The sequence below is a fragment of the Ensifer sp. ENS10 genome (genome assembly GCF_014852025.1).
GTDB lineage: Bacteria > Pseudomonadota > Alphaproteobacteria > Rhizobiales > Rhizobiaceae > Ensifer.
The window spans coordinates 35611-55305 of record NZ_JACVAS010000004.1 but is presented as its reverse complement, the minus strand read 5'-3'; the positions used below and the strand labels follow the sequence as shown (position 1 = coordinate 55305).

17 protein-coding genes are annotated in these 19695 nt (G+C 63.3%); 9 read left to right on the top strand and 8 right to left on the bottom strand.

Going from position 1 to position 19695, the window contains the following annotated elements:
* Positions 1–124: 124 nt before the first annotated feature.
* Complete coding sequence (locus IB265_RS16090) at positions 125–1021, bottom strand: LysR family transcriptional regulator (protein WP_112997357.1); 897 nt, start codon at positions 1019–1021, stop codon at positions 125–127.
* A 115-nt stretch (positions 1022–1136) separates the two neighbouring features.
* Here IB265_RS16090 and IB265_RS16085 point away from each other — a divergent pair, with 115 nt between their 5' ends.
* Positions 1137–2123 carry a cyclase family protein gene (locus IB265_RS16085; protein ID WP_082615916.1) on the top strand — a complete coding sequence of 329 codons (987 nt, stop codon included), beginning with the start codon at positions 1137–1139 and terminating at the stop codon, positions 2121–2123.
* Between the two features lie 161 nt (positions 2124–2284).
* Here the strand turns inward: IB265_RS16085 and IB265_RS16080 are convergent, their stop codons facing one another.
* From IB265_RS16080 to IB265_RS16060, 5 genes are all read right to left on the bottom strand, one after another.
* Positions 2285–3769: an MDR family MFS transporter gene (locus tag IB265_RS16080; RefSeq protein ID WP_112997358.1), complete on the bottom strand. Its 1485-nt coding sequence runs from the start codon at positions 3767–3769 to the stop codon at positions 2285–2287.
* A 176-nt stretch (positions 3770–3945) separates the two neighbouring features.
* On the bottom strand, positions 3946–4929 hold the full coding sequence (locus IB265_RS16075; RefSeq protein WP_112997359.1) for an ABC transporter permease: 984 nt from the start codon (positions 4927–4929) through the stop codon (positions 3946–3948).
* A gap of 11 nt (positions 4930–4940) precedes the next feature.
* A complete protein-coding gene (locus IB265_RS16070) occupies positions 4941–5951 on the bottom strand; it encodes an ABC transporter permease (protein ID WP_112997360.1) in 1011 nt (336 codons plus the stop codon).
* Between the two features lies 1 nt (position 5952).
* Entirely contained in the window at positions 5953–7443 is a 1491-nt protein-coding gene (locus IB265_RS16065; RefSeq protein WP_112997361.1) for a sugar ABC transporter ATP-binding protein, read from the bottom strand.
* A gap of 258 nt (positions 7444–7701) precedes the next feature.
* Positions 7702–8682: an ABC transporter substrate-binding protein gene (locus IB265_RS16060; RefSeq protein ID WP_057251674.1), complete on the bottom strand. Its 981-nt coding sequence runs from the start codon at positions 8680–8682 to the stop codon at positions 7702–7704.
* A 268-nt stretch (positions 8683–8950) separates the two neighbouring features.
* On the opposite strand from IB265_RS16060, the gene IB265_RS16055 reads away from it, so the two are divergent.
* On the top strand, positions 8951–10042 hold the full coding sequence (locus IB265_RS16055) for a LacI family DNA-binding transcriptional regulator (protein ID WP_057251673.1): 1092 nt from the start codon (positions 8951–8953) through the stop codon (positions 10040–10042).
* Positions 10043–10081: 39 nt separating this feature from the next.
* Here the strand turns inward: IB265_RS16055 and IB265_RS16050 are convergent, their stop codons facing one another.
* The gene (locus IB265_RS16050; protein ID WP_057251672.1) at positions 10082–10813 is read right to left on the bottom strand and encodes a pyridoxamine 5'-phosphate oxidase family protein; all 732 of its coding nucleotides are present in this window, start codon (positions 10811–10813) and stop codon (positions 10082–10084) included.
* A gap of 79 nt (positions 10814–10892) precedes the next feature.
* Here IB265_RS16050 and IB265_RS16045 point away from each other — a divergent pair, with 79 nt between their 5' ends.
* Complete coding sequence (locus IB265_RS16045) at positions 10893–12326, top strand: PLP-dependent aminotransferase family protein (RefSeq protein ID WP_057251671.1); 1434 nt, start codon at positions 10893–10895, stop codon at positions 12324–12326.
* A gap of 18 nt (positions 12327–12344) precedes the next feature.
* Here IB265_RS16045 and IB265_RS16040 read toward each other — a convergent pair whose 3' ends face one another.
* Positions 12345–13193, bottom strand: coding sequence for a LysR family transcriptional regulator (locus IB265_RS16040; protein WP_057251670.1), 849 nt, complete (start codon positions 13191–13193; stop codon positions 12345–12347).
* 97 nt (positions 13194–13290) lie between these two features.
* Between IB265_RS16040 and IB265_RS16035 the strand changes: the two genes are divergently transcribed.
* The 6 genes from IB265_RS16035 to IB265_RS16010 all read left to right on the top strand — a co-directional run bounded on the left by IB265_RS16035 (position 13291) and on the right by IB265_RS16010 (position 19655).
* Positions 13291–14601 (top strand): aspartate aminotransferase family protein, encoded by a 1311-nt coding sequence (locus tag IB265_RS16035; RefSeq protein WP_057251669.1) that lies wholly within the window; start codon positions 13291–13293, stop codon positions 14599–14601.
* A 368-nt stretch (positions 14602–14969) separates the two neighbouring features.
* Positions 14970–16142: an ABC transporter substrate-binding protein gene (locus IB265_RS16030; protein ID WP_057251668.1), complete on the top strand. Its 1173-nt coding sequence runs from the start codon at positions 14970–14972 to the stop codon at positions 16140–16142.
* Between the two features lie 184 nt (positions 16143–16326).
* Positions 16327–17193 (top strand): branched-chain amino acid ABC transporter permease, encoded by an 867-nt coding sequence (locus tag IB265_RS16025; RefSeq protein WP_057251667.1) that lies wholly within the window; start codon positions 16327–16329, stop codon positions 17191–17193.
* On the top strand, positions 17190–18194 hold the full coding sequence (locus IB265_RS16020) for a branched-chain amino acid ABC transporter permease (RefSeq protein ID WP_156414667.1): 1005 nt from the start codon (positions 17190–17192) through the stop codon (positions 18192–18194). The genes IB265_RS16025 and IB265_RS16020 overlap by 4 nt, the downstream gene beginning before the upstream one ends.
* On the top strand, positions 18194–18958 hold the full coding sequence (locus IB265_RS16015; RefSeq protein WP_057252085.1) for an ABC transporter ATP-binding protein: 765 nt from the start codon (positions 18194–18196) through the stop codon (positions 18956–18958). Before IB265_RS16020 ends, IB265_RS16015 begins: the two co-directional genes overlap by 1 nt.
* Complete coding sequence (locus IB265_RS16010; protein WP_057251666.1) at positions 18939–19655, top strand: ABC transporter ATP-binding protein; 717 nt, start codon at positions 18939–18941, stop codon at positions 19653–19655. Before IB265_RS16015 ends, IB265_RS16010 begins: the two co-directional genes overlap by 20 nt.
* The last annotated feature ends 40 nt before the right edge of the window (positions 19656–19695 follow it).

Genomic DNA, 19695 nt, shown 5'->3' with positions numbered 1-19695 from the left:
ATGCAGGTTATCGTGCCGTCATCGAGGGTAGTTTGGCACCGCGGATCAAATGGCGGGAGTAACAACTGTGACGGTATTCATTCGGGCGGCGCGATGGGGGCGTGTGGGCCGGCGACCTTCCGCCCTAGAACCCGGCCAGCCGGATCTCGCCGGCGAAGAAATCGGCAAACGCCCTTACCTTCGGCAGCAGCAATCGATTGGTTGGATAGACGATATAGATGCCGCGCTCAGCAAGTTTGTGTTGCGGCAGGATCCGCACGAGCTTGCCTTGGGCGAGCAGCGGGTTGGCGATGAAGGATGGCAAGGCGCCGATACCGATGCCGGCCTGGACCATCTCGCTCAGCATCAGGCTGTTGTCGACGACGAAGCGTGCTGGCAGTTCGATGCTCGACCCGCCGTCGGGACCTTCCACGATCCAGCTTCCCGGCTGGTCGGCGAGCCGGTAGCTGAGGCAATCGTGGTTCTTGAGCTCGCTCACGCTTGCCGGCGTACCCCTGGCCGACAGATAGGCGGGCGCGGCGCAGATGATTTGTTCGACCTCGCCGAGCCGCTTGGCAATCAGTGATGAATCCGCAAGTGCTGCGCGCACGCGGATCGAGACATCGAACCCCTCCGAGACGACGTCGAGTACATGATCGTCGAGCGTCATGTCGACCTTCAACTGCGGATGCAGCGCCATGAAGCGGGCGAGCATCGGCGCAAGGACCGTCAGCCCGAAGGAGAGGGGGGCGTTGATCCGCAGCCGGCCATTGATCTCTCCGGCCTCGCCCGATGTCGAACGCTCCAACTGGTCGAGTTCGTCGAGGAGCCTGCAGCACTCGGCGAAATAACCACGCCCGGTCTCCGAGAGGCTCATGCGCCGGGTGGTGCGCAGAATGAGCACGGTGCCGAGGCGTTGCTCGAGTTGCCGGATCTGCTTGCTGATCGACGCATTCGATTGTCTGAGCTCTTCGGCCGCCTTGTTGAAGCTTTGAAGCTCGACGACGCGCCGAAACGCCCGCATGGCCGCCAGCAGATCCATAATTTCTCCAGAGTAAAATATCTATTCTCCATATCGCTGATTATTCGCGATGCCGCCAGCAATAAAGTGAGCTCAGCTTCCTGATGTTCAGGCAATGCAGAAAAAGGAGTTCACCATGTTCAACACCGCAACGTTCAGCCGCACAGTGGCGGTCTCTCTCGTGGCCGGATTGCTGGGGAGCGCGGCCTTCGCGCAGGAGGTCGGCAAGAGCCCCTGGGGGCCGAAGGACGAGATCGGGCGCCTCAACCTGATTACGCCCACCTCGCGCGCTGCGATCCTGTCGCGTATCGAGGGTGCCAAGTCCTACGACCTCGCGGTGGAGTATTTCATCGGCATGCCAAGCTGGGAGGCGGCCGGCGACCCGCCATACCAGATGTGGATGACACACACGCCGCACGGCACAACGGTTTCTGACCCGATGAAAGTCGGCAAGGAGATGAACCAGCACGTCAGTTACTCCGGTTCGGCCGTTTCGATGTACGCGCATATGGGCACGCATATCGATGCGCTGAACCACTTCGGCCTGAACGGCAAGATATGGAACGGTTATGCGGCAGCCGATCACCTGGGAGACCAGGGCTGGACCGTCACCGGCGCGGAGAAACTGCCGCCGATCGTTGCGCGCGGCGTCCTGATCGATGTCGCGGCGGCGAAGGGCATGCAGATGCTGCCGGAGAACTACCGCATCACCCGCAAGGACCTGCAGGAGGCGCTCGACAGCCAGGGCGTCAAGCTCCAGCAAGGCGACGTGGCGCTGATCCGCACGGGGCGCATGCAGCACTACGAAGACAAGTCCGCCTATATGAGCAACCCGCCCGGGCTGAGCATCGATGCGGCGAAGTTCCTGGTCGAAGACGGCGGCGCCATGGTCGTCGGTGCCGACAACCTGAGCTTCGAAGCGTTTCCGGCAGAAACCGAAAACAACTACATCCCGGTCCACACCTATCTACTGGCCCAACAGGGCGCGCCGATCATCGAGCTCATCAATCTCGAAGAGTTGTCGAAGGACCGGATTTACGAGTTCGCCTTTGTCGGCGCGTCGCTCAAGTTCCGCGGGGCCGATGCCGCACCGATCCGCCCCGTCGCCTTCCCGCTGCGCTAGTCTTTTCCTGAAAGCTCTTGCTTGAGAGGAAGAGCCAGCCGAACGATCAAACGACGAGGGCGCCGCGGCAACTCCGGGGCGCCTTCGCTCTGTCATCGGGCGATCTGAAAACGGGCCTGTCTCACCGATTAGTAAGTGCCCGCGCGCTTTCTGCGGCGCCTCTAATCGATGGCGGCGGGCATCTCGGTTTCGGCGCGGCTGCGCAGCGGCTTCTCCGGCATCAGATGGAACATCGCGAGCGACAGCACCATCGCCGCGGTGCAAGCGGCGAAAATATAGGCGAATGGCAGTGCCGAGGCGGTCGTTACACTGATTGCCTGAATGGCTTCACCACCCAGCGGCAGGCCATTGCCGAGCGCGATCGCCCCGAGGATCGCGACACCAAGGGCGCCGCCGAGCGATCGCAGGAAGGTCAGGACGCCGGTTGCAACGCCGAGATGCGCCTGGTCGACGGCGTTTTGCACGGAAATGGTCGCGACCGGAAACGTCATGCCGGAGCCGAAGCCTGCGCCCGAGGTCAATAGCACCAGCACCGATAGGTTTGTTCGCCCGGCGAGAGCGGCGAGCGCCGCCAGGCAGAGGAAGCTGAGGATGCTGCCGACGAGCGCCATTCGCTTGTAGTGGACGAGGCGCGGTATCGTCCGCGCGCTGGTCGTTGCTCCGAATACGGTGCCGAGCAACAGGCCGAGCATGATCAGCCCCGAGCCACCGGCGGAGAGGCCATGGAACGACTGCGCGTAGACCGGCAGATAGACCGAAAGGCCGACATTGGCACCCTGCGCCAGAAACATCGCCAGGGTTCCATAACGCACGATCGGATTGCTGAGCACTTCGAGCGAAATCAGAGGCTCGGTCACGCGCCGGAGGCGCAAGGCGAACGCACCCCAGAGAAGCGCCGAACAGCCGAGCAAACCGGCGATCGCCGGCGAAATCCATGCATAGCGGCTGCCGCCCCAATTCAGCGCCAGCAGCAGAAGCGCAGTTGCGGCGACGAGCAATGTGGCACCTGCTCCATCGATCCGGTGCGCCCTGGTTATAACAGGCAGTTTCTTCAACGGATTGCTGATGATCGCCAGGGCCGCAAGGCCGAGCGGGATGTTGATCCAGAAAATCAATGACCAGTGGAGATGCTCGGCGAAGGTGCCACCCAGCAGCGGCCCGGCGATGCTTGCCACCGCCCATGTTCCGGATATCCAGGCGGCGTAGCGTGCGCGCTCGCGTGGAGGAACGAGGTCGCCGATCACCGTTTGCGAGAGGGCGAAGAGACCGCCGCCGCCCAGGCCCTGAACCGCACGGCCGATGATCAGCGTCAGCATGTTCGGCGCCAGCGCGCTTATCAGCGACCCCGCAAGGAAGATGATTACGGCAGCGAAGATCGTCGGCCGTCGCCCGTGAATATCGGAGATCTTGCCATAAAGAGGCGCCATGGCCGTCGCGGTCAGGAGATAGGCCGTCACGACCCAGGGCAGATAGTCGCTGTGTCCGAGGGCCTTGCCGATCGTAGGCATGGCGGGCGCCACGATCGTCTGGTCGAGTGCGGCCAGAAGCATCGCGAGAAGGACTCCCCCGATGATGACGTTCTTCTCCGGCTCCGAGAGAGAGGCCGCCGTCGCGGTCGTTTCATTCGGGTGACGTATCTCATTCATGCAGGTGGTCCGATGCAGTCATTTCCACTTTGACGAGAGGCATTCAGAAAGGCTGGACGCGCGATAGTCAACCGTCCCGGCGATCGGGACGTCCAAGCCCTTCGCTCCTTCCTGGGCCGGGGCAAGCTGGGCGGAAGCCGCCGAGCCGTGTTGTCGAACAGGTTCTGGTCGCCGGTCTAGGCACTCCGGTGCCGTGCCATCAGCTTGGCCTGAAGCACGACTACGACGAGCAGGAAGGCGCCGCGGATGACCGATTGCCAGTAGGCGGAGAGCGATATCCAGCCGAGACCGTTTTCGAAGTTCAGGATGTTGAACACCATGGCGAGCAGCAAAGCGCCGGCCAGCGTTGCTCCGACCGAGCCCGAACCGCCTGACAGCAGCGTGCCGCCGACGACGACGGAGGCGATGGCGAAGAGCTCCCAGCCCACGCCTTCGGTCGGTTGGCCCGCGCCGAACTGCGAGGCGAGGATGACGCCGGCAAGACCGGCGAGCGTGCCCGAGGCGAGATAGACCCCGGTGAGCGCGCGTTCGACTTTCAGGCCCATCAGGCCGGCCGTCGCCTCCCCGTCGCCGATCGCCAGGATATGCCGGCCGACCGGGAGTTTTTCGAGCACGAGCCAACCGAGGACGTAGGCCGCAAGCGCGATCCAGGCGGGGATCGGGAAGCCGAGGAAGTCGTCCTGGCCGATCACGGTGAAGCCGGTATCATAGGAAACGGAAACCGACTGGTTGTTGGCCATCAGCAGGCCGGTGCCGTAGGCGGCCAGCATCGTCGCAAGCGTGGCGATGAAAGGCTGAATGCGCATCTTGGTGATGATGAACCCGTTGAGAGCGCCGACGGCGAGACCGGCCGCCATGCCGCCCACAAGCCCGGCCGCCCAATGATAGGGCGAGAGCAGCGCCGCCACCACGCTCGCCATCGCCGCGGTGCCGCCGACCGAGAGATCGATGCCGCCGGTGATGATGACGAAGGCCATGCCAAGTGCAATCAGCGCGAACATCGAGTTGTAGCGAAGGAAACTCAGGATGTTGTAGGGCGACAGGAAGTTGTCGTAGCGCAGCGCCCCGAAAAGAATGAGGCCGGCAAGTGCGAGGATGACGCCGAGCCGGGCGAGGTCACTGGTGTTCTTGACCATGAAGAGGCGAAGGATCGTTTGCATCAGGGTCGCCTCTAGTGCTTGCCGGCGCGTTGCTGGATGAAGACGGCCGTGATGATCAGCCCGGCCTTGACGATGAGGGCGGCCGCGTCGGGCACGCCATTGGCAAGCAGCGTGTAGCGCACCAGCTGGATGACGAGGGCGCCGAGCACCGTGCCGACGATGTTGGCCCGCCCGCCCGTTAGCAGTGTTCCGCCGACGGCGACCGCAGCGATGGCATCGAGCTCCATGCCGAGTCCGACTAGGTTCGCGTCGCTTGCGGAATTGCGCGCAACCACGATCAGGCCGGCCACGCCGGCAAGCGCGCCGCTCAGCATGTAGACGAAGAGCTTGACACGCTTCACCGGTACGCCGGTCAGGCGGGCTGCCTTCTCGTTGCCGCCGACGGCGATGATCTGCCTGCCGATGACGGTGTAGCGGATCATCGCCCAGGCCGCCGCAACGATGACGACCATCAGCACGACCTGGGCCGGGATGCCGGCGATCCGGCCGAGTGCGATGAACTGGAAGCCCGCGTTCTTGAAGACCTGCAGATTGCCGTTGGTCATCACCTGGGCGATGCCGCGGCCGGCGATGAAAAGGACGAGGGTCGCGATGATCGGCTGGATCGAAAAGCGCGTGACGAGGAACCCGTTGAACAGGCCGAACAGGCCGGCGACCACGACTGGCAGCAGGAAGGCCAGCGCCACTGCGAACCCCATGTTTTCGACCGGCCAGAACTGTCCCATGAAGATCATCGGTGCCAGCGCCCCGGCGATCGCCATCAGCGAGCCGACGGAAAGGTCGATGCCGCCGGTGGCGATGACGAGCGTCATGCCGGTCGCGACGATGACGATGGTGGCGACCTGGGTCAGGTTCACGTTCAGCGTCTGCAAGGAGAGGAAGTTCGGCGTGACGGCGACGTTGAAGAGGATCAGCGCAAGGAAGGCGACGAAGGTGCCGTAGCGGCCGGCCAACGTCATTAACCGGCTGCCGGACGAAAGGGCTCCCGATGGCTGTGGGGCAGGGGTCTCGATCGTCGTCATGTCATTCTTCCTGGTGGGCCATGGCGGCAAGCAGCGCCGTCTCGCTCAAATCCTTGCGCGGCAAGGTCGCCACGGACATACCGTCGCTGAGCACCGTTACGCGGTCGGCGGCGGCGAGAAGTTCCTCGAGTTCGGAGGAGATCATCAGCACGCTCAACCCCTCGTCGGCGAGGCTGCGCAAGAGTTTCAGGATTTCCGACTTGGCGCCGATGTCGATGCCGCGCGTCGGTTCGTCGACGATCAGCACCCGCGGATCGGTGGCGAGCCAGCGGGCGAGCAGCACCTTTTGCTGGTTGCCGCCGGAAAGCTCCTTGATCGGCTGATCGGGGGAGGTGCACTTGACACCGAGGGCGCGGATATAGCGGCTGACGATCTCGTGCTGCCGCGCGCGGTCGACGATGCCTGCCTTCTTGAGCTTCGGCAGCAGGGCCAGCGTCATGTTCTCGCGGATGCTCATGTCGGGCACGATGCCGTCGATCTTGCGGTCTTCGGAAACGAGACCGATGCCGTCGGCGATGGCATCCGCCGGTTCGCGGTAGGTGCGATCCTGCCCTTGCATGCGGATCGCGCCGCGGTCCATCTTGTCGGCGCCGAAAATCAGGCGCGCCGTTTCTGTGCGGCCGGAGCCGAGCAGGCCGGCAAGGCCCGAGATCTCGCCCTCACGTACGGCAAGGCTGACATCGCGCACGCGCACACCCGCGCCGGCCTTGTCGAGTTCGAGGCGGACGGGCCGTTCCAGCGCGTTGTCTTCGGGCGCGATCGCCTGGAAGGCGGCAAGTTCCTTGCCAAGCATGTGGCGCACCAGCGCCATTTTCGGCATGTCCGCCATCGGGCTTTTGGCCACGGTCTGCCCGTCGCGCATGATCGTCACGCGGTCACAGATTTCATAGAGTTCGTCGAGCCGGTGGCCGATGAAGATGACGGCGACGCCGGAGCGCTTTAGCGTGCGGATCGTCTCGAAGAGGATGGCGACCTCGCGCTCGTCGAGCGAGGAGGTCGGCTCGTCCATGATGACGAGGCGGGCGCTCTGTGTCACAGCACGAGCAATCGCCACCATCTGCCGTGTCGCGGCATCAAAATGTGCGACGGGACGGTCGACATCGATCGCAAGGTTGAAAGTCTTCAGCACGGCCTCGGCACCACGCCGCATGGCCGTATGGTCGATCATCCCGAAACGTTTCGGCTCGCGGGAGAGGTAGATGTTCTCCGCCACAGACCGCTGCGGAGCGAGATTGATTTCCTGGTAGATCGTCGCGATGCCGGCTGCCTGCGCCTTTGCCGGCATTGCGAAGTCGACATCGTGGCCGTCGAAAGTGATGCTGCCTTCGTCCCGGCGATAGACGCCAGTCAGGATCTTGATCAGCGTTGATTTGCCCGCGCCGTTCTGGCCGACGAGCGCCATGACCTCCGCCGCTTCGACTTCAAGCGAGGCGGACTTCAGCGCCGGCACTCCGGCGAATGCTTTGGAAATGCCCTGCATGGACAGAAGCATGGGTCTCCTCCCTATCTTCGCCATCCGCCGCCCCTCTGCATGTTTCCCTTAATCGTAGCCGATTAAGGGATAAAAACATGCAGCAATTCAAAGCGCTACAGCGACCTTTGCGCGTCCGATAAGACGCGCGGCGCTGTAGAGGGTGAGCGCTCTCAGCCTACACGTGAACCGGCCGAAGGTCATGCCTGGCACTGTCGCGGTCAAAAAACCGGCCGATGCGGTTGTTCCGATCGGCCGGCATAGGCTCGGGAGATGGTATCAATAGGCGTTGGCGAGTTCTGCGGCCGCATTGGAGGCGTCGTAGAACTTGTCGTCGTTGATGATCATCGGGTCGATTTTTTCGCCCTTGGCGTAACGCATCATTGTCTCGAAGGCCTTCGGCCCGAAGCGCGGGTTGCACTCGACGACCGCGGCGATCTTGCCATCGACAACCGCCTGCACGGCTTCCTTGCCGCCATCGATCGACAGAACGAGAACGTCCTTCCCGGGCACCTTGCCGGCTGCTTCGAGCGCGGCAATCGCGCCGATCGCCATCTCGTCATTATGGGCGTAGATCACGTCCGCATCGGGATGGGCCTGAAGCAGGGCTTCGGCCACCTGCCTTCCCTTGTCACGGGCGAAGTCGCCGGTCTGCGAAGCAACGATCTCAAAGCCGCCGGCCGCCTTGATCGCCTCGTCAAAGCCCTTCTTGCGGTCGTTGGCGGGCGACGACCCGGTCGTGCCTTCAAGTTCGATGATCTTCGATTTGCCGTTGGCGTTCTTCACCAGCCACTCGGCGACACGTTTGCCTTCCTCGACGAAGTTCGAGCCGATGAAGGTCAGATAGTCTTCGCCGGCCTTGGCAAGCGACGGATCGACGGAACGGTCGAGCAGGATCACAGGGATGCCAGCCTTCTTGGCGGCCATGACGGCGGGGATCAGCGGTTTTTCTTCGCGGGGCGCGAGGAAGATCACGTCGACGCCCTGCGCGATCATCGAGTTGACGTCGGCGACCTGTTTGGCGGCGGAGCCGGCGGCATCCGTGTAGACGAGCTGGAACCCGAGCTTCTCGGCCTCGGCCTTCATGCTGTTCGTCTGGGCGATGCGCCAGGGATTGTTGGATTCGGTCTGCGCGAAGCCGACCTTGTATTTGTCCTTCTGCTCAAGCTTCGGCACTTCGGCGATCGCGACACCCGCAAGGGCGAGCGCGCCGACGGCCGTTGCCGCAAGCATGAAGGTGCGACGGGAAATCGTGGTCATAATCGGGTTCTCCTCCCAGATTGGCCGGTGCTTCTCTACCGGACATGAGCGTTTTTGCGCTTCACATCGTCAAATCTTGCGCTAATAATATTAGCAGTCAAGGCAAAAAATTATGAGCACTTGCAATAGCCCGCGTGCAGTGCGATGCACGCTCGACTGCATGTTTCCTTTGATCGGAACCGAGGACAAAAACATGCAGCAATTCAAAGAGCTACAGCGACCTTTGCGCGTCTCATAGACGCGCGGCGCTGTAGGGTGGAGAGTACGCATGGCCAAGGGAAACGGGCGGAATCTGGATAAAAAGGGCGAAGGGCGCCCAACGATGACGGATGTCGCCAGGATAGCTGGTGTTTCCCAGTCAAGCGTCTCTCTGGTGCTCAATGAGATGTCGGGTTCGCGCATCTCCCAGGAAACGCAGCAGAAGGTGCGCGAGGCTGCTCATAAAATAGGTTATAAATTGCCGGCCACCCGCGGCGCGGTTGCAGCGGCCCCCGCCGTCGAAAAAGACACGATCGCCTTCATCGTCGACGAAATCTCGACCAGTCCGCACCCGGTCGTCAGCCTCGACGGCATCCGCGACTATGCCTTCGAGCAGGGCATGCTGGTGTCGGCGCATGTCACTCGCTCCAACCCGGAGCTCGAAGAGGCGGTGCTGCGCTCGGTGCTGAGAGATCCCTCGATCGCCGGCGTCATCTACGCGACGATCTTCACCCGCAAGGTTGCCGTGCCCAAGGCGCTGGCGCCGCTTCCGACCGTGCTTCTCAATTGCTACTGCGATCCGCGCCAACATGTGGCGGTCGTGCCGGGCGAGGTCGCCGGCGGTTTTGCCGCCACGGCGCATCTGACGGCGCTCGGTCACAAGCGCATCGGCTTCATCAATGGTGAAAGCTGGATGGACGCGGCCATGGACCGCCTGAAAGGCTATAAGCAGGCGCTCGCTTCCGCCGACATCGCCTTCGACGAGACGCTTGTGCGCGATGGCGACTGGCTGCCGCTACGCGGTTACGAGGCTGGGCTGGACCTGCTCTCCATGCCGAACCCGCCGACCGCTATCTTCTGCGGCAACGATCTTATGGCGATCGGCGCGATGGAGGCGGCACAGGAGAAGGGGCTTCGTGTACCCGTTGATCTCTCGGTCATGGGCTACGACGACCAGGAACTGGCGCGCTACACCCATCCGCCGCTCTCGACGCTGGTACTGCCCAACTACGAGATGGGACAGAGGGCCGCCGAGATCCTGATCGACATGGCGATCCACGGAAAACACATGCGTCCGATGACCATAAAGGTCGACGGGCCTTTGGTGGTTCGCGAAACCACCTCCGGTTGGCCCGTCCGGGCCGCGCAGGCAAAGCGATAGAGCGGCGCAACACTTTCGGGAAACAAGGACAGAGCGTCGTTAGTCGTCTGCTTGGTTGGCATAGGCGGCGATGTAGGCTTCCGTTAGCGCCTCTTCCAGCGGGCGACCCAATCGATAGGGAGAAAGCGTCTCGGGCCGCACGACGCCGTGCGGCAAGCGCGAGCAGGGTTCGGGTGCGCCCAGAACGGTGTGCACGGGAAGGCGCTCCGCATAAACAGGCAGATCGTAGTCCTCCTCATCGTCGGCGATACCCTTGGCCCTGATCTTTGCCGAGGCCCGTTCGATTTCCATGACGATGACAGCGGTCGCCTTGATCTCTTGAGCAGTGCTCTGGCGCAGCGTCGCGGTGCGGTCCGGAAAGAGCCGGTCCACCATCATCGTCAGGGCACGCAGTTTCTCCTCCTGGTCCTCGACCAGGCGGGCGGTTCCGAAAGCCATGACCGAGCGGTAATCGGCCGAATGGTTGAAGCCGGAGCGGGCAAGCACGAGGCTGTCGAGGTGTGTGACGGTCAGGCAGGCCGGCTCGCCCGCGGACAGGTTGCGCAGCATGCGGCTGGCGCTGCTGCCGTGCCAGTAGAGGTGCCGCCCTTCACGCCAGAAGAGCGTCGGTGTGCAGAAAGGTTGGCCGTCGATGACATAGGCGACGTGGGCGAGTGCCGCCGCGTCGAGCAGCCTGTGCACCGTCTCGTGGTCGTAGAAACCACGATCATGGCGGCGCTTGACGCGGTTGACCGTATCGACGGGGTAGGCGGGCGTGGAATGTTCGGTCACGGCTGGTTCCTTTCAGGCTTGCATCCTGAAGGTTCGCATGAGCAGACTGGTTTGAAATAGGTCCACTTTCGTTAGCTTCATGCCAACCACTTCTCTTCCAAGACAGGGATCGGCCTTCCCGCCGATCGAACTCGATCGCTCGATTCGCAACCAGGCGCTTCGGGTCCATAGTGGGTTACGTGCCGCCATCGTCGACGGCTTGCTGGCGCCCGGCTCCCGTCTGCCGTCGAGCCGCGAGCTGGCCGCCCAACTTGGCATAGGCCGCAATATGATTGTTGCGGCCTATGAGCATCTCGCGAGCGACGGGCTGATCGAGGCCCGCCACGGCTCGGGCACCTATGTCTCGTCCAGCCTGCCGACACCGCCATCCGTTGCCGCGGCGCCGGATATCCCGCTGGCCTTTGGCGGCCGGCCGCCCTTCGCTCTCGGCCAGACCCATGTGGAGCCGGCTTTTGTTGCACGGCTGGCTGCGGCCACCCGGCGCCATATCGCGGAGGCGAGCGTCGACGACCTTGCCTATGGCGACCCGCGCGGCAGCTTGCACTTGCGCCGACAGATCGCAGACTTCCTGGCCGTCAACCGAGGCATCCGCTGCGATCCAGGCTGTGTGGTGATCGTCAGTGGCACCCAGCACGGGCTGAGGCTCTGCGTCGACGCACTGCTTGCGCCCGGAGATTGGGCTTGGGTCGAAGAGCCCGGCTATGGCGTGTCGCGCTCGACACTCATGGCAGCAGGTGTGCGGCCTGTGCCGGTGCCGGTCGACGGGGCAGGGATCGATGTTGCAGCGGGTCTTGCGCGAAACCCTCTCGCCAGGGCTGCCTATGTCACCCCTTCGCACCAGTTTCCGACCGGCGTGAAAATGGCGATGGACCGACGTGCGGCGCTGATCGAATGGGCTGACGCGACCGGCGCCTGGATCTTCGAGGACGACTACGACAGCGAGTTCCGCTATTCGGGTCCACCACTGACGGCGCTGGCGGGGCTTGCGCCGGACCGTGTCGTCTATCTCGGAACCTTCGCCAAGACGCTGTTTCCGGGGTTGCGGCTGGGTTACCTGGTGCTGCCTCCAGAAGCATTGGAGCGGGTCCTCAAGCGGCGCGCCGCCTTCGACCGGTTCATGCCGGTTTTCCTGCAGAACGCCGTGGCCGATCTCCTGGCGGATGGTTCGGTCGCGTCCCATTTGCGCAAGAGCCAGAGGCGCTATCGTGTCGCCCGTGATCAACTGGCTGAAATTGTCAGCGTCACATCCCGGGCAACACTGTGCCCGGATGTTCCGGAGCAGGGCCTTCACATGATCGTCCGTCCGCGCGACGGGCTCGCGCCGGGCCTGTCGCAATTGATCCGGGCGGAAGCGAAAATCGACGCGGTTCTTCTATCCGAAACCTTCATGCAGCGAAGCGATGCCGAAGGCCTCATCCTCGGGTTCTCAGGATATGAAACCGGTGCGCTGCGGGCGGCAGCCACGCTCCTGGGAACCACCGCGCTCAAACTGGTCGACGGCTCTCGGTGGTGACCACCCCGCGCGACACCGTCAAATAGTGGGCAACACGGCTCTTACGTGGTCCGCAAGCGCCATCACCGCGGATGACGGGCGAGGCTCGGCAAATTCGAGCGCGATGCCGATCGTCGGGAGCTTCGGCAATCCGGCCGAAATGATGTGCAGATCGGAGGGAACGGCGGTTCGCGTCAGGACGCTGATCGCATGGCCGGATCGGGCAAATGCGATGAGACCGGCAAGGCTGTTGCTCGCAAAGGCGACGCGGTACCGGCGATTGACCGCCTCCATAGCGTCACAGGCTGCCCGGTAGTCGAGTGTCGTCGGGGCTGACAAGGCCAGGGGCAGAGCCACACGGTCGAGGATCTCCGGTTCTGCAGCCTTGCCGACCCACACGAAGTCTTCGGTACGAATGACCTCGCCGTTTGAAGCATCGGCTATTGAAACGAGCGCCAGGTCGATTTGCCGCCGCAGCAACATGGGGCGCAGTTCCGTGGTCGGTGCGCAGACCATACGCAATTCGACCTCCGGGTGCTGATCGAGAAAGCGCTCGATGATCCCGGGAAGGAAAGCGATCGAATAGTCTTCCGGACAGCCCAGGGTCACGGAGCCTTTGAGACCTTTGCCTTCCATCTCCGCCAGGATCTCATCGTGCCCGGCGAGAAGATGTTCGGCATGGGCCAGCAGCTTTTCGCCGGCCGCGGTCAGCCGCACGCCGGATCCGGTGCGATGGAAGAGCGCCTGCTCGAGAAAGTCCTCCAGCCGCTGCATTTGCATGCTGAGCGTCGATTGCGTTCGCCCGACCTGCTGGGAAGCAAGGCTGATTGAGCCCGTCCGCGCGATGACGGCGAAATTTCGAAGCAAGGCAAGATCGAGATTTCTCATGATATCAAAATATCCAATATCTGAGCGGAATACTATCAATTTGCCTGAGGAAGAAATGCCCGCTAGCCATTGAGAAAAGCCAACGAGGAGCAATCTGATGTCGCTGAACTCCGACCCTGCCTTCTGGGCCTCCGCCAACAAACACCTCACGCGCTATGGTCCCGGTTTCGAGGCGATCATCGTGGAGCGCGCGGAGGGAAGCTTCGTCTATGATGCGGACGGTCGCGCCGTTCTGGATTTCACCTCCGGACAGATGAGCGGTGTTCTCGGCCACACCCACCCTGACATCGTTGCGACCGTCGACCGGCAAATGCGGACGGTCGCCCATCTCTTCAGCGGCATGCTGTCGCGGCCCGTCGTCGAGCTCGCCACGCGCCTTGCCGCGCTTGCGCCGGGGCTCGACCGGGTTCAGCTTCTGACAACGGGCGCTGAGTCGAACGAGGCGGCCATTCGCATGGCGAAGCTGGTGACCGGCGGCCACGAGGTCGTCGCCTTCGCGCAGAGCTGGCACGGAATGACGGGGGCCGCCGCCTCGGCGACCTACAGCGCCGGCCGAAGGGGATACGGTCCTGCCGCTGCCGGCTCGTTCGTAATCCCGGCGCCGAACGCCTACCGGCCGCGGTTCACCCACCCGGATGGGAGCAATGATTGGCAGACGGAACTCGACGATGCCTTCTCGTTGATCGACCGGCAGTCGACGGGCAGCCTCGCGGCGTTCATCGCAGAACCGATCCTTTCGAGCGGAGGGATCCTCGAACTTCCGCCGGGCTACCTCGCCGCGCTCAAGCGCAAGTGCGAGGAACGGGGCATGCTGCTCATCCTCGATGAGGCCCAGACGGGAGTTGGCCGGACCGGGCATATGTTCGCCTTCCAGCGTGACGGCGTGACGCCCGACATTCTCACCTTGTCGAAGACATTGGGCGCCGGGCTGCCGCTTGCCGCCGTCATGACGACGGCGGAGATCGAGCAAAAGGCCCATGAGAGAGGCTTCCTCTTCTACACTACCCATGTGTCGGATCCGCTGCCAGCGGCAGTCGGCGTAACGGTGCTCGACGTGGTCGAACGTGATGGCTTGGTCGAACAGGCGATCGCGCGCGGCGAGCGGCTGCGCAAGGGTCTCCTGTCGCTACAACAAAGGTTCGAATGTGTCGGCGATATCAGGGGACGCGGCCTTCTCCTTGGGCTCGAAGTTGTCGCTGATCGGCAGACGAAGGCTCCGGGCTTCGATCTGGGTGCCAGGGTCATGGAGGAGGCGATGCGGCGCGGTCTCAGCATGAACATCGTCAAGCTTCCCGGGATGGGCGGCGTCTTTCGCATCGCTCCGCCACTGACGGTGTCGGACGGAGAGATCGATCTTGGGCTGGAGATCCTGTCGGCCTCCATCGACGCTGCCATGCGTGCTGGCTGAATGCGCGCGTGCGCAGATTTTGTTGGTCACCCCAAGATACCGTCTAACCCGCATCGGAAGCCTGGTGCGGGTTGGCCTGTCCCGCTGGCAGGTTGAGGCATGGCGCCAAAGCCATCGTGGATACGATCCTGTGGCCGAAAGGCGCGATCCCGCCATCCCGGTTTCGTTGACGTCGCGCGCATCGCCGTCAAATACGCTCTTGGCGGCTGGATCCGAACTCGCAGGAAACATAACTCCCCGATTATGATTTTGGCCCCATATTTCATTTTTACATCACCGTTTGGCATGGCAAGTTGACGCCTATCAAATCAACGGGGTTTGTGAGGACGATGCGGGTTCGGGAGCGATCGGCGTCGCAGGGAGGAAACATGAAACGGATGATTCTGGCTGCGATCGCGGCTTTGGCAATGAGCGGCGCGGCCTATGCCGACACGATCAAGATCGGTGTTGTCGGGCCATTCTCCGGTCCGTTCGCGCTTCAGGGCAAGAACTTCAAGGCCGGCATCGATGCCTATATGGCGCTGAACGGCAGCAAGGTCGGCGACGACGATATCGAGATCATCTATCGCGACGTGCCGCAGGCCGATCCGGCCCAGGCGAAGGCGCTGGCACAGGAACTGGTGGTCAAGGAAGGCGTGCAATATCTCGCCGGCTTCTACTTCACGCCGGACGCGATGGCGGTAACGCCGCTGCTCACCCAGGCGAATGTGCCGCTCGTCATCATGAATGCGGCAACCTCGGCGATCGTCACGAAGAGCCCGCTCGTCGTGCGCACCTCGTTCACCACATGGCAGACCTCGACGCCGATCGCCAAGGTCGCGAAGGACGCAGGCGTTTCCAAAGTGATCTCCGTCGTCAGCGATTACGGCCCGGGCGTCGATGCCGAGAACGCCTTCAAGGCGGGTTTCGAGGCGGCCGGCGGTCAGGTCGTCGAGGCGATCCGCATGCCGCTCGCGACCAATGATTTCTCGCCGATCATGCAGCGCATCAAGGATTCGGGCGCCGAGGGCGTGTTCGCCTTCCTGCCGTCCGGTCCGACGACGCTCGGTTTCGTCAAGGCCTTCAAGGAGAACGGCCTGAAGGACGGCGGCATCAAGTTCTTCGCCCCCGGCGACCTGACGCAGGAATCCGACCTGCCGGCACTAGGCGAAGCGGCGCTCGGCATCCAGACGACCTTCCACTACGCGGTTTCGCATGACTCGCCTGAGAACAAGGCCTTCGTCGAAGCAGCCGGCAAGGCGATCGGCAACCCGGCCGAACTCTCGTTCCCTTCGGTCGGTGCCTATGACGGCATGCACGTCATCTACAAGATGATCGAGGCGACCGGTGGCGAGCAGGATGCGGCCAAGGCAGTGGAGGCCGTAAAGGGTCTCTCCTGGACGAGCCCGCGCGGCCCCGTGACGATCGATCCGGAATCACGCCACATCACGCAAAACATCTACCTGCGCGAAGTCGCCAAGGCTGATGACGGCACCTACTACAACAAGGAAATCCAGACCTTCGAGAAGCAGGGCGACCCCGGTCTCGCTGCGCTGAAGTAGGCAGGTTGGCGCGGGCGCACAGCGCCCGCCGACACCGATGATGCGCTGATCGGCGGCGCCCATGAACGAAGCCATGTGCCCGCCCCGCGACGTCACAGTGCTGGCGCAGGAGTAGCGCTCCGCGCATATAATGCGCCCCGAATCCGGCGCAGCAAAAACTGGAAGAAAGGGCACGGATAGCCCCATGCAAACCGTCCTCAGCATTGCGATCGATGCCCTTGCCTATGGCATGGTGCTCTTCGTCATCTCCATCGGCCTTTCGGTGACCATGGGCCTGATGCGCGTGGTCAATCTTGCGCACGGCGCCTTTGCCATGATCGGTGGCTACATCGCCTCCTATGCGGCGCGCGATCTTGGCCTTGCCTATGGCTTTGCCGTGCTGCTTGCGATCTTCGGCACCATCGTCATTGCCGTGCCCATCGAACGACTGCTCTACCGGCGCATCTATGGCGCGCCGGAACTGACCCAGGTGCTGATGACCATCGGCATCACCTTCTGCATCATCGGCATCGCCAACTACGTCTTCGGCCCGACGTTGAAGACGGTGCCATTGCCGAGCGAATTGCAGGGATCGGTGGATCTCGGTTTCCGGGCGATCGCCACGCACCGCATCTTCGCAATCGTCTGCGGCCTCGCGGTTGCCGCCGGCCTCTGGTACGCGATCGAAAAGACCGCCTTTGGCGTGAAGCTGCGTGCCTCGGTCGACAATGCGGCGATGGCTGCCGCCCTCGGGGTGCGCACGGAGATCGTCTATGCCGTGAGCTTTGCGGTTGCCGTCGGGCTCGCCGCCTTCGGCGGCGTCGTCGGCGCCGAGTTGCTTCCGGTCGAGCCCTATTATGCGCTGCGCTACATGGTGACCTTCCTGGTCGTCGTCTCCGTCGGCGGTGCCGGGTCGATCCCGGGTGCGCTCGTCGCCTGCCTGCTGCTCGGCGCGATCGATACGACCGGTCGCTATCTCATGCCGGAATTCGGCGAGTTCTTCTTCTATCTGGCCGTGATCGCGATCATCTGCGTCTTTCCGCGCGGGCTCGCCGGGAGGGCCAAGGGATGACCATGACGACGACGAACGACATGATTGCCGCATCCCCAGCGCGCCGGCGTTTCGGCGGTGGAGACCTCATCGGCTTGGCGATCATCCTGCTGGTCGCGGTGATCGGCTATTTCCTCTTTCCCAACAATCTGGCGCTTCTGACCCGGATCATCGCCGCAGCACTTCTGGTGCTGTCGCTGGATCTCGTCACCGGCTATTGCGGCGTCGCGACGCTCGGGCACGCTGCCCTCTTCGGCGCCGGCGCCTATGCAGCGGGTATCGCTTCGGCGCATTACGGCATCAACGATCCGCTGGCGATGCTGGCCTTCGGCATCGTGGCCGGCGCGGTGGCTGGGCTCGTCTGCGGCGTCGTCATCCTGCGCGCTCACGGTCTTCCGCAATTGGTTTTGTCGATCGCGCTTATCCACCTTTTCCACGAGTTCGCCAACAAGGCATCGTCCTGGACCGGCGGTAGCGACGGCCTTTCCGGGATCGCGCCGACGGCGCTCCTCGGCCTCTATGAGTTCGACCTCTGGGGCCGCACGGCCTACGTCTTCGGCGTCGTGTTGCTCGCCATCGTCTTCTTGCTGTTGCGGCTGATCGTGCGTTCGCCCTTCGGCATGCTGTGCCGTGGCATCAAGGAAGATCCGGTCCGCATCCGCTCCATGGGCGCGTCGCCGAAGATCGCGCTGACGAAAATGTATGTCATATCCGGCGCCGTTGCCGGCGTCGGCGGCGCGCTGAACGCGATCTCAACCCAGGTCGTCGGCCTCGACAGCCTCTCCTTCAACATGTCGGCGGAGAGCCTCGTCATGCTCGTTCTCGGCGGCACCGGTTCGCTGTTCGGCGCACTCACCGGCACGGTCGTCTTCATGTTCTTCGAAGATGTTGTCTCGGCTGCCAATCCGTTCCATTGGCTGACGATGGTCGGGGCGCTGTTGATCGCCGTCGTGCTGTTCGCGCCGAAGGGCCTCTATGGCACCGCCGCCGCTCTCGTTGCCCGCCGCCGGGAGGCCAAATGATGCAGCCGATCTTCGAAGTCCGCAACTTGAAGCGCGCCTTCGGCGGGCTTGCAGTCACCAATGATGTCAGCCTCAGCATGGCGCCGGGAGACCGGGTGGCGCTGATCGGGCCGAACGGCGCCGGCAAGACGACGTTCGTCAATCTCGTTACCGGTAATCTTCGGCCTGACTCCGGCGAAGTGCGCATTGCCGGCGAGCCCGTGACCGGCGTCGACGCCATCGGCCGCGTGCGGCGAGGCCTTGTCCGCTCATTCCAGGTGACGCGGCTTTTTGCCGACATGACGCCAGCTGAGCACGTTGCGCTTGCCGTGCTTCAGCGCGACGGTCGTGCCGGCCGCCTCTTCGGCAATTTTCTCGGCATGCCCGATGTCATGGTCGAGGTCCAGGAACTTCTCGGCAAGCTCGGTCTCAAGGAACTGATGCACCGCAAGGTGAGCGAGATTGCCTACGGGCAGCAGCGTCTCCTGGAGCTTGCCGTTGCGCTGGCACTGAAGCCCAAGGTGTTGCTGCTCGATGAGCCCGCCGCCGGCGTGCCGCAAAGCGATACCGGCCGTATCGAGCAGGCCCTGGCCGATCTGCCAGCCGATCTCGCCGTGCTGATGATCGAGCACGACATGGATCTCGTCTTCCGCTTTGCCAAGCGCGTGATTGTTCTGGCTGCGGGCGCGATCATCTTTGACGGTTCGCCGTCCGACGTGACGAAGGATCCACGTGTGCGGGAAGCCTATCTGGGGAGCTATGCCAATGCCAGCCACGCCGCTTGAGGTGGAAAACCTGTCCGCGGGCTACGGTCCGACGCGCGTGCTCGAAGGCGTGTCCTTTGCCGTTCCGGCGGGCGCCCGCCTTGCCGTTCTTGGCCGCAATGGCATGGGCAAGACGACCCTGCTTGCGACGCTTGCCGGCCAGACGCGGCGCTATGACGGACGCATCCGCATGGGCGGTACCGATGTGACCGCGCTGCCGAGCGCCTCGCGCGCCATGCAGGGTCTTGGTTTCGTGCCGCAGGCGCGCTGCGTCTTCCCGACGCTGACCGTCGAGGAGAACCTGTTCGTCGGGCTCAAGAACCGTCCGAAGAGCGCCATCCAGGAAGCCTACGACATGTTTCCGCGGCTTCACGAGCGGCGAAGAAACCTCGGCAGCCAGCTTTCCGGCGGCGAGCAGCAGATGTTGTCGACGGCGCGCTCGATCCTCGGGCGGCCCTCGATCCTTCTGCTCGATGAACCGCTGGAGGGGCTGGCACCCGTCATCTGCGAGGAACTGATGAAGGCCTTTGCCGAACTGGCGAAGACCGGCGGCATGACCATCCTGCTGGTCGAACAACGGATCCAGAGCGCCCTCGACTTTGCCGATCAGGTGATCGTGCTCGAGCGCGGGCGCATCGCCTGGAGCGGAACGCCGGATGCGCTCGCCAAGGATCATGGCGCGGTTGAGCGGCTATTGGGGGTCGGCGGCCTTCATTGATCGTCCGACGCGAATCTTTCCTGGTTGAGCTTGTCCACGC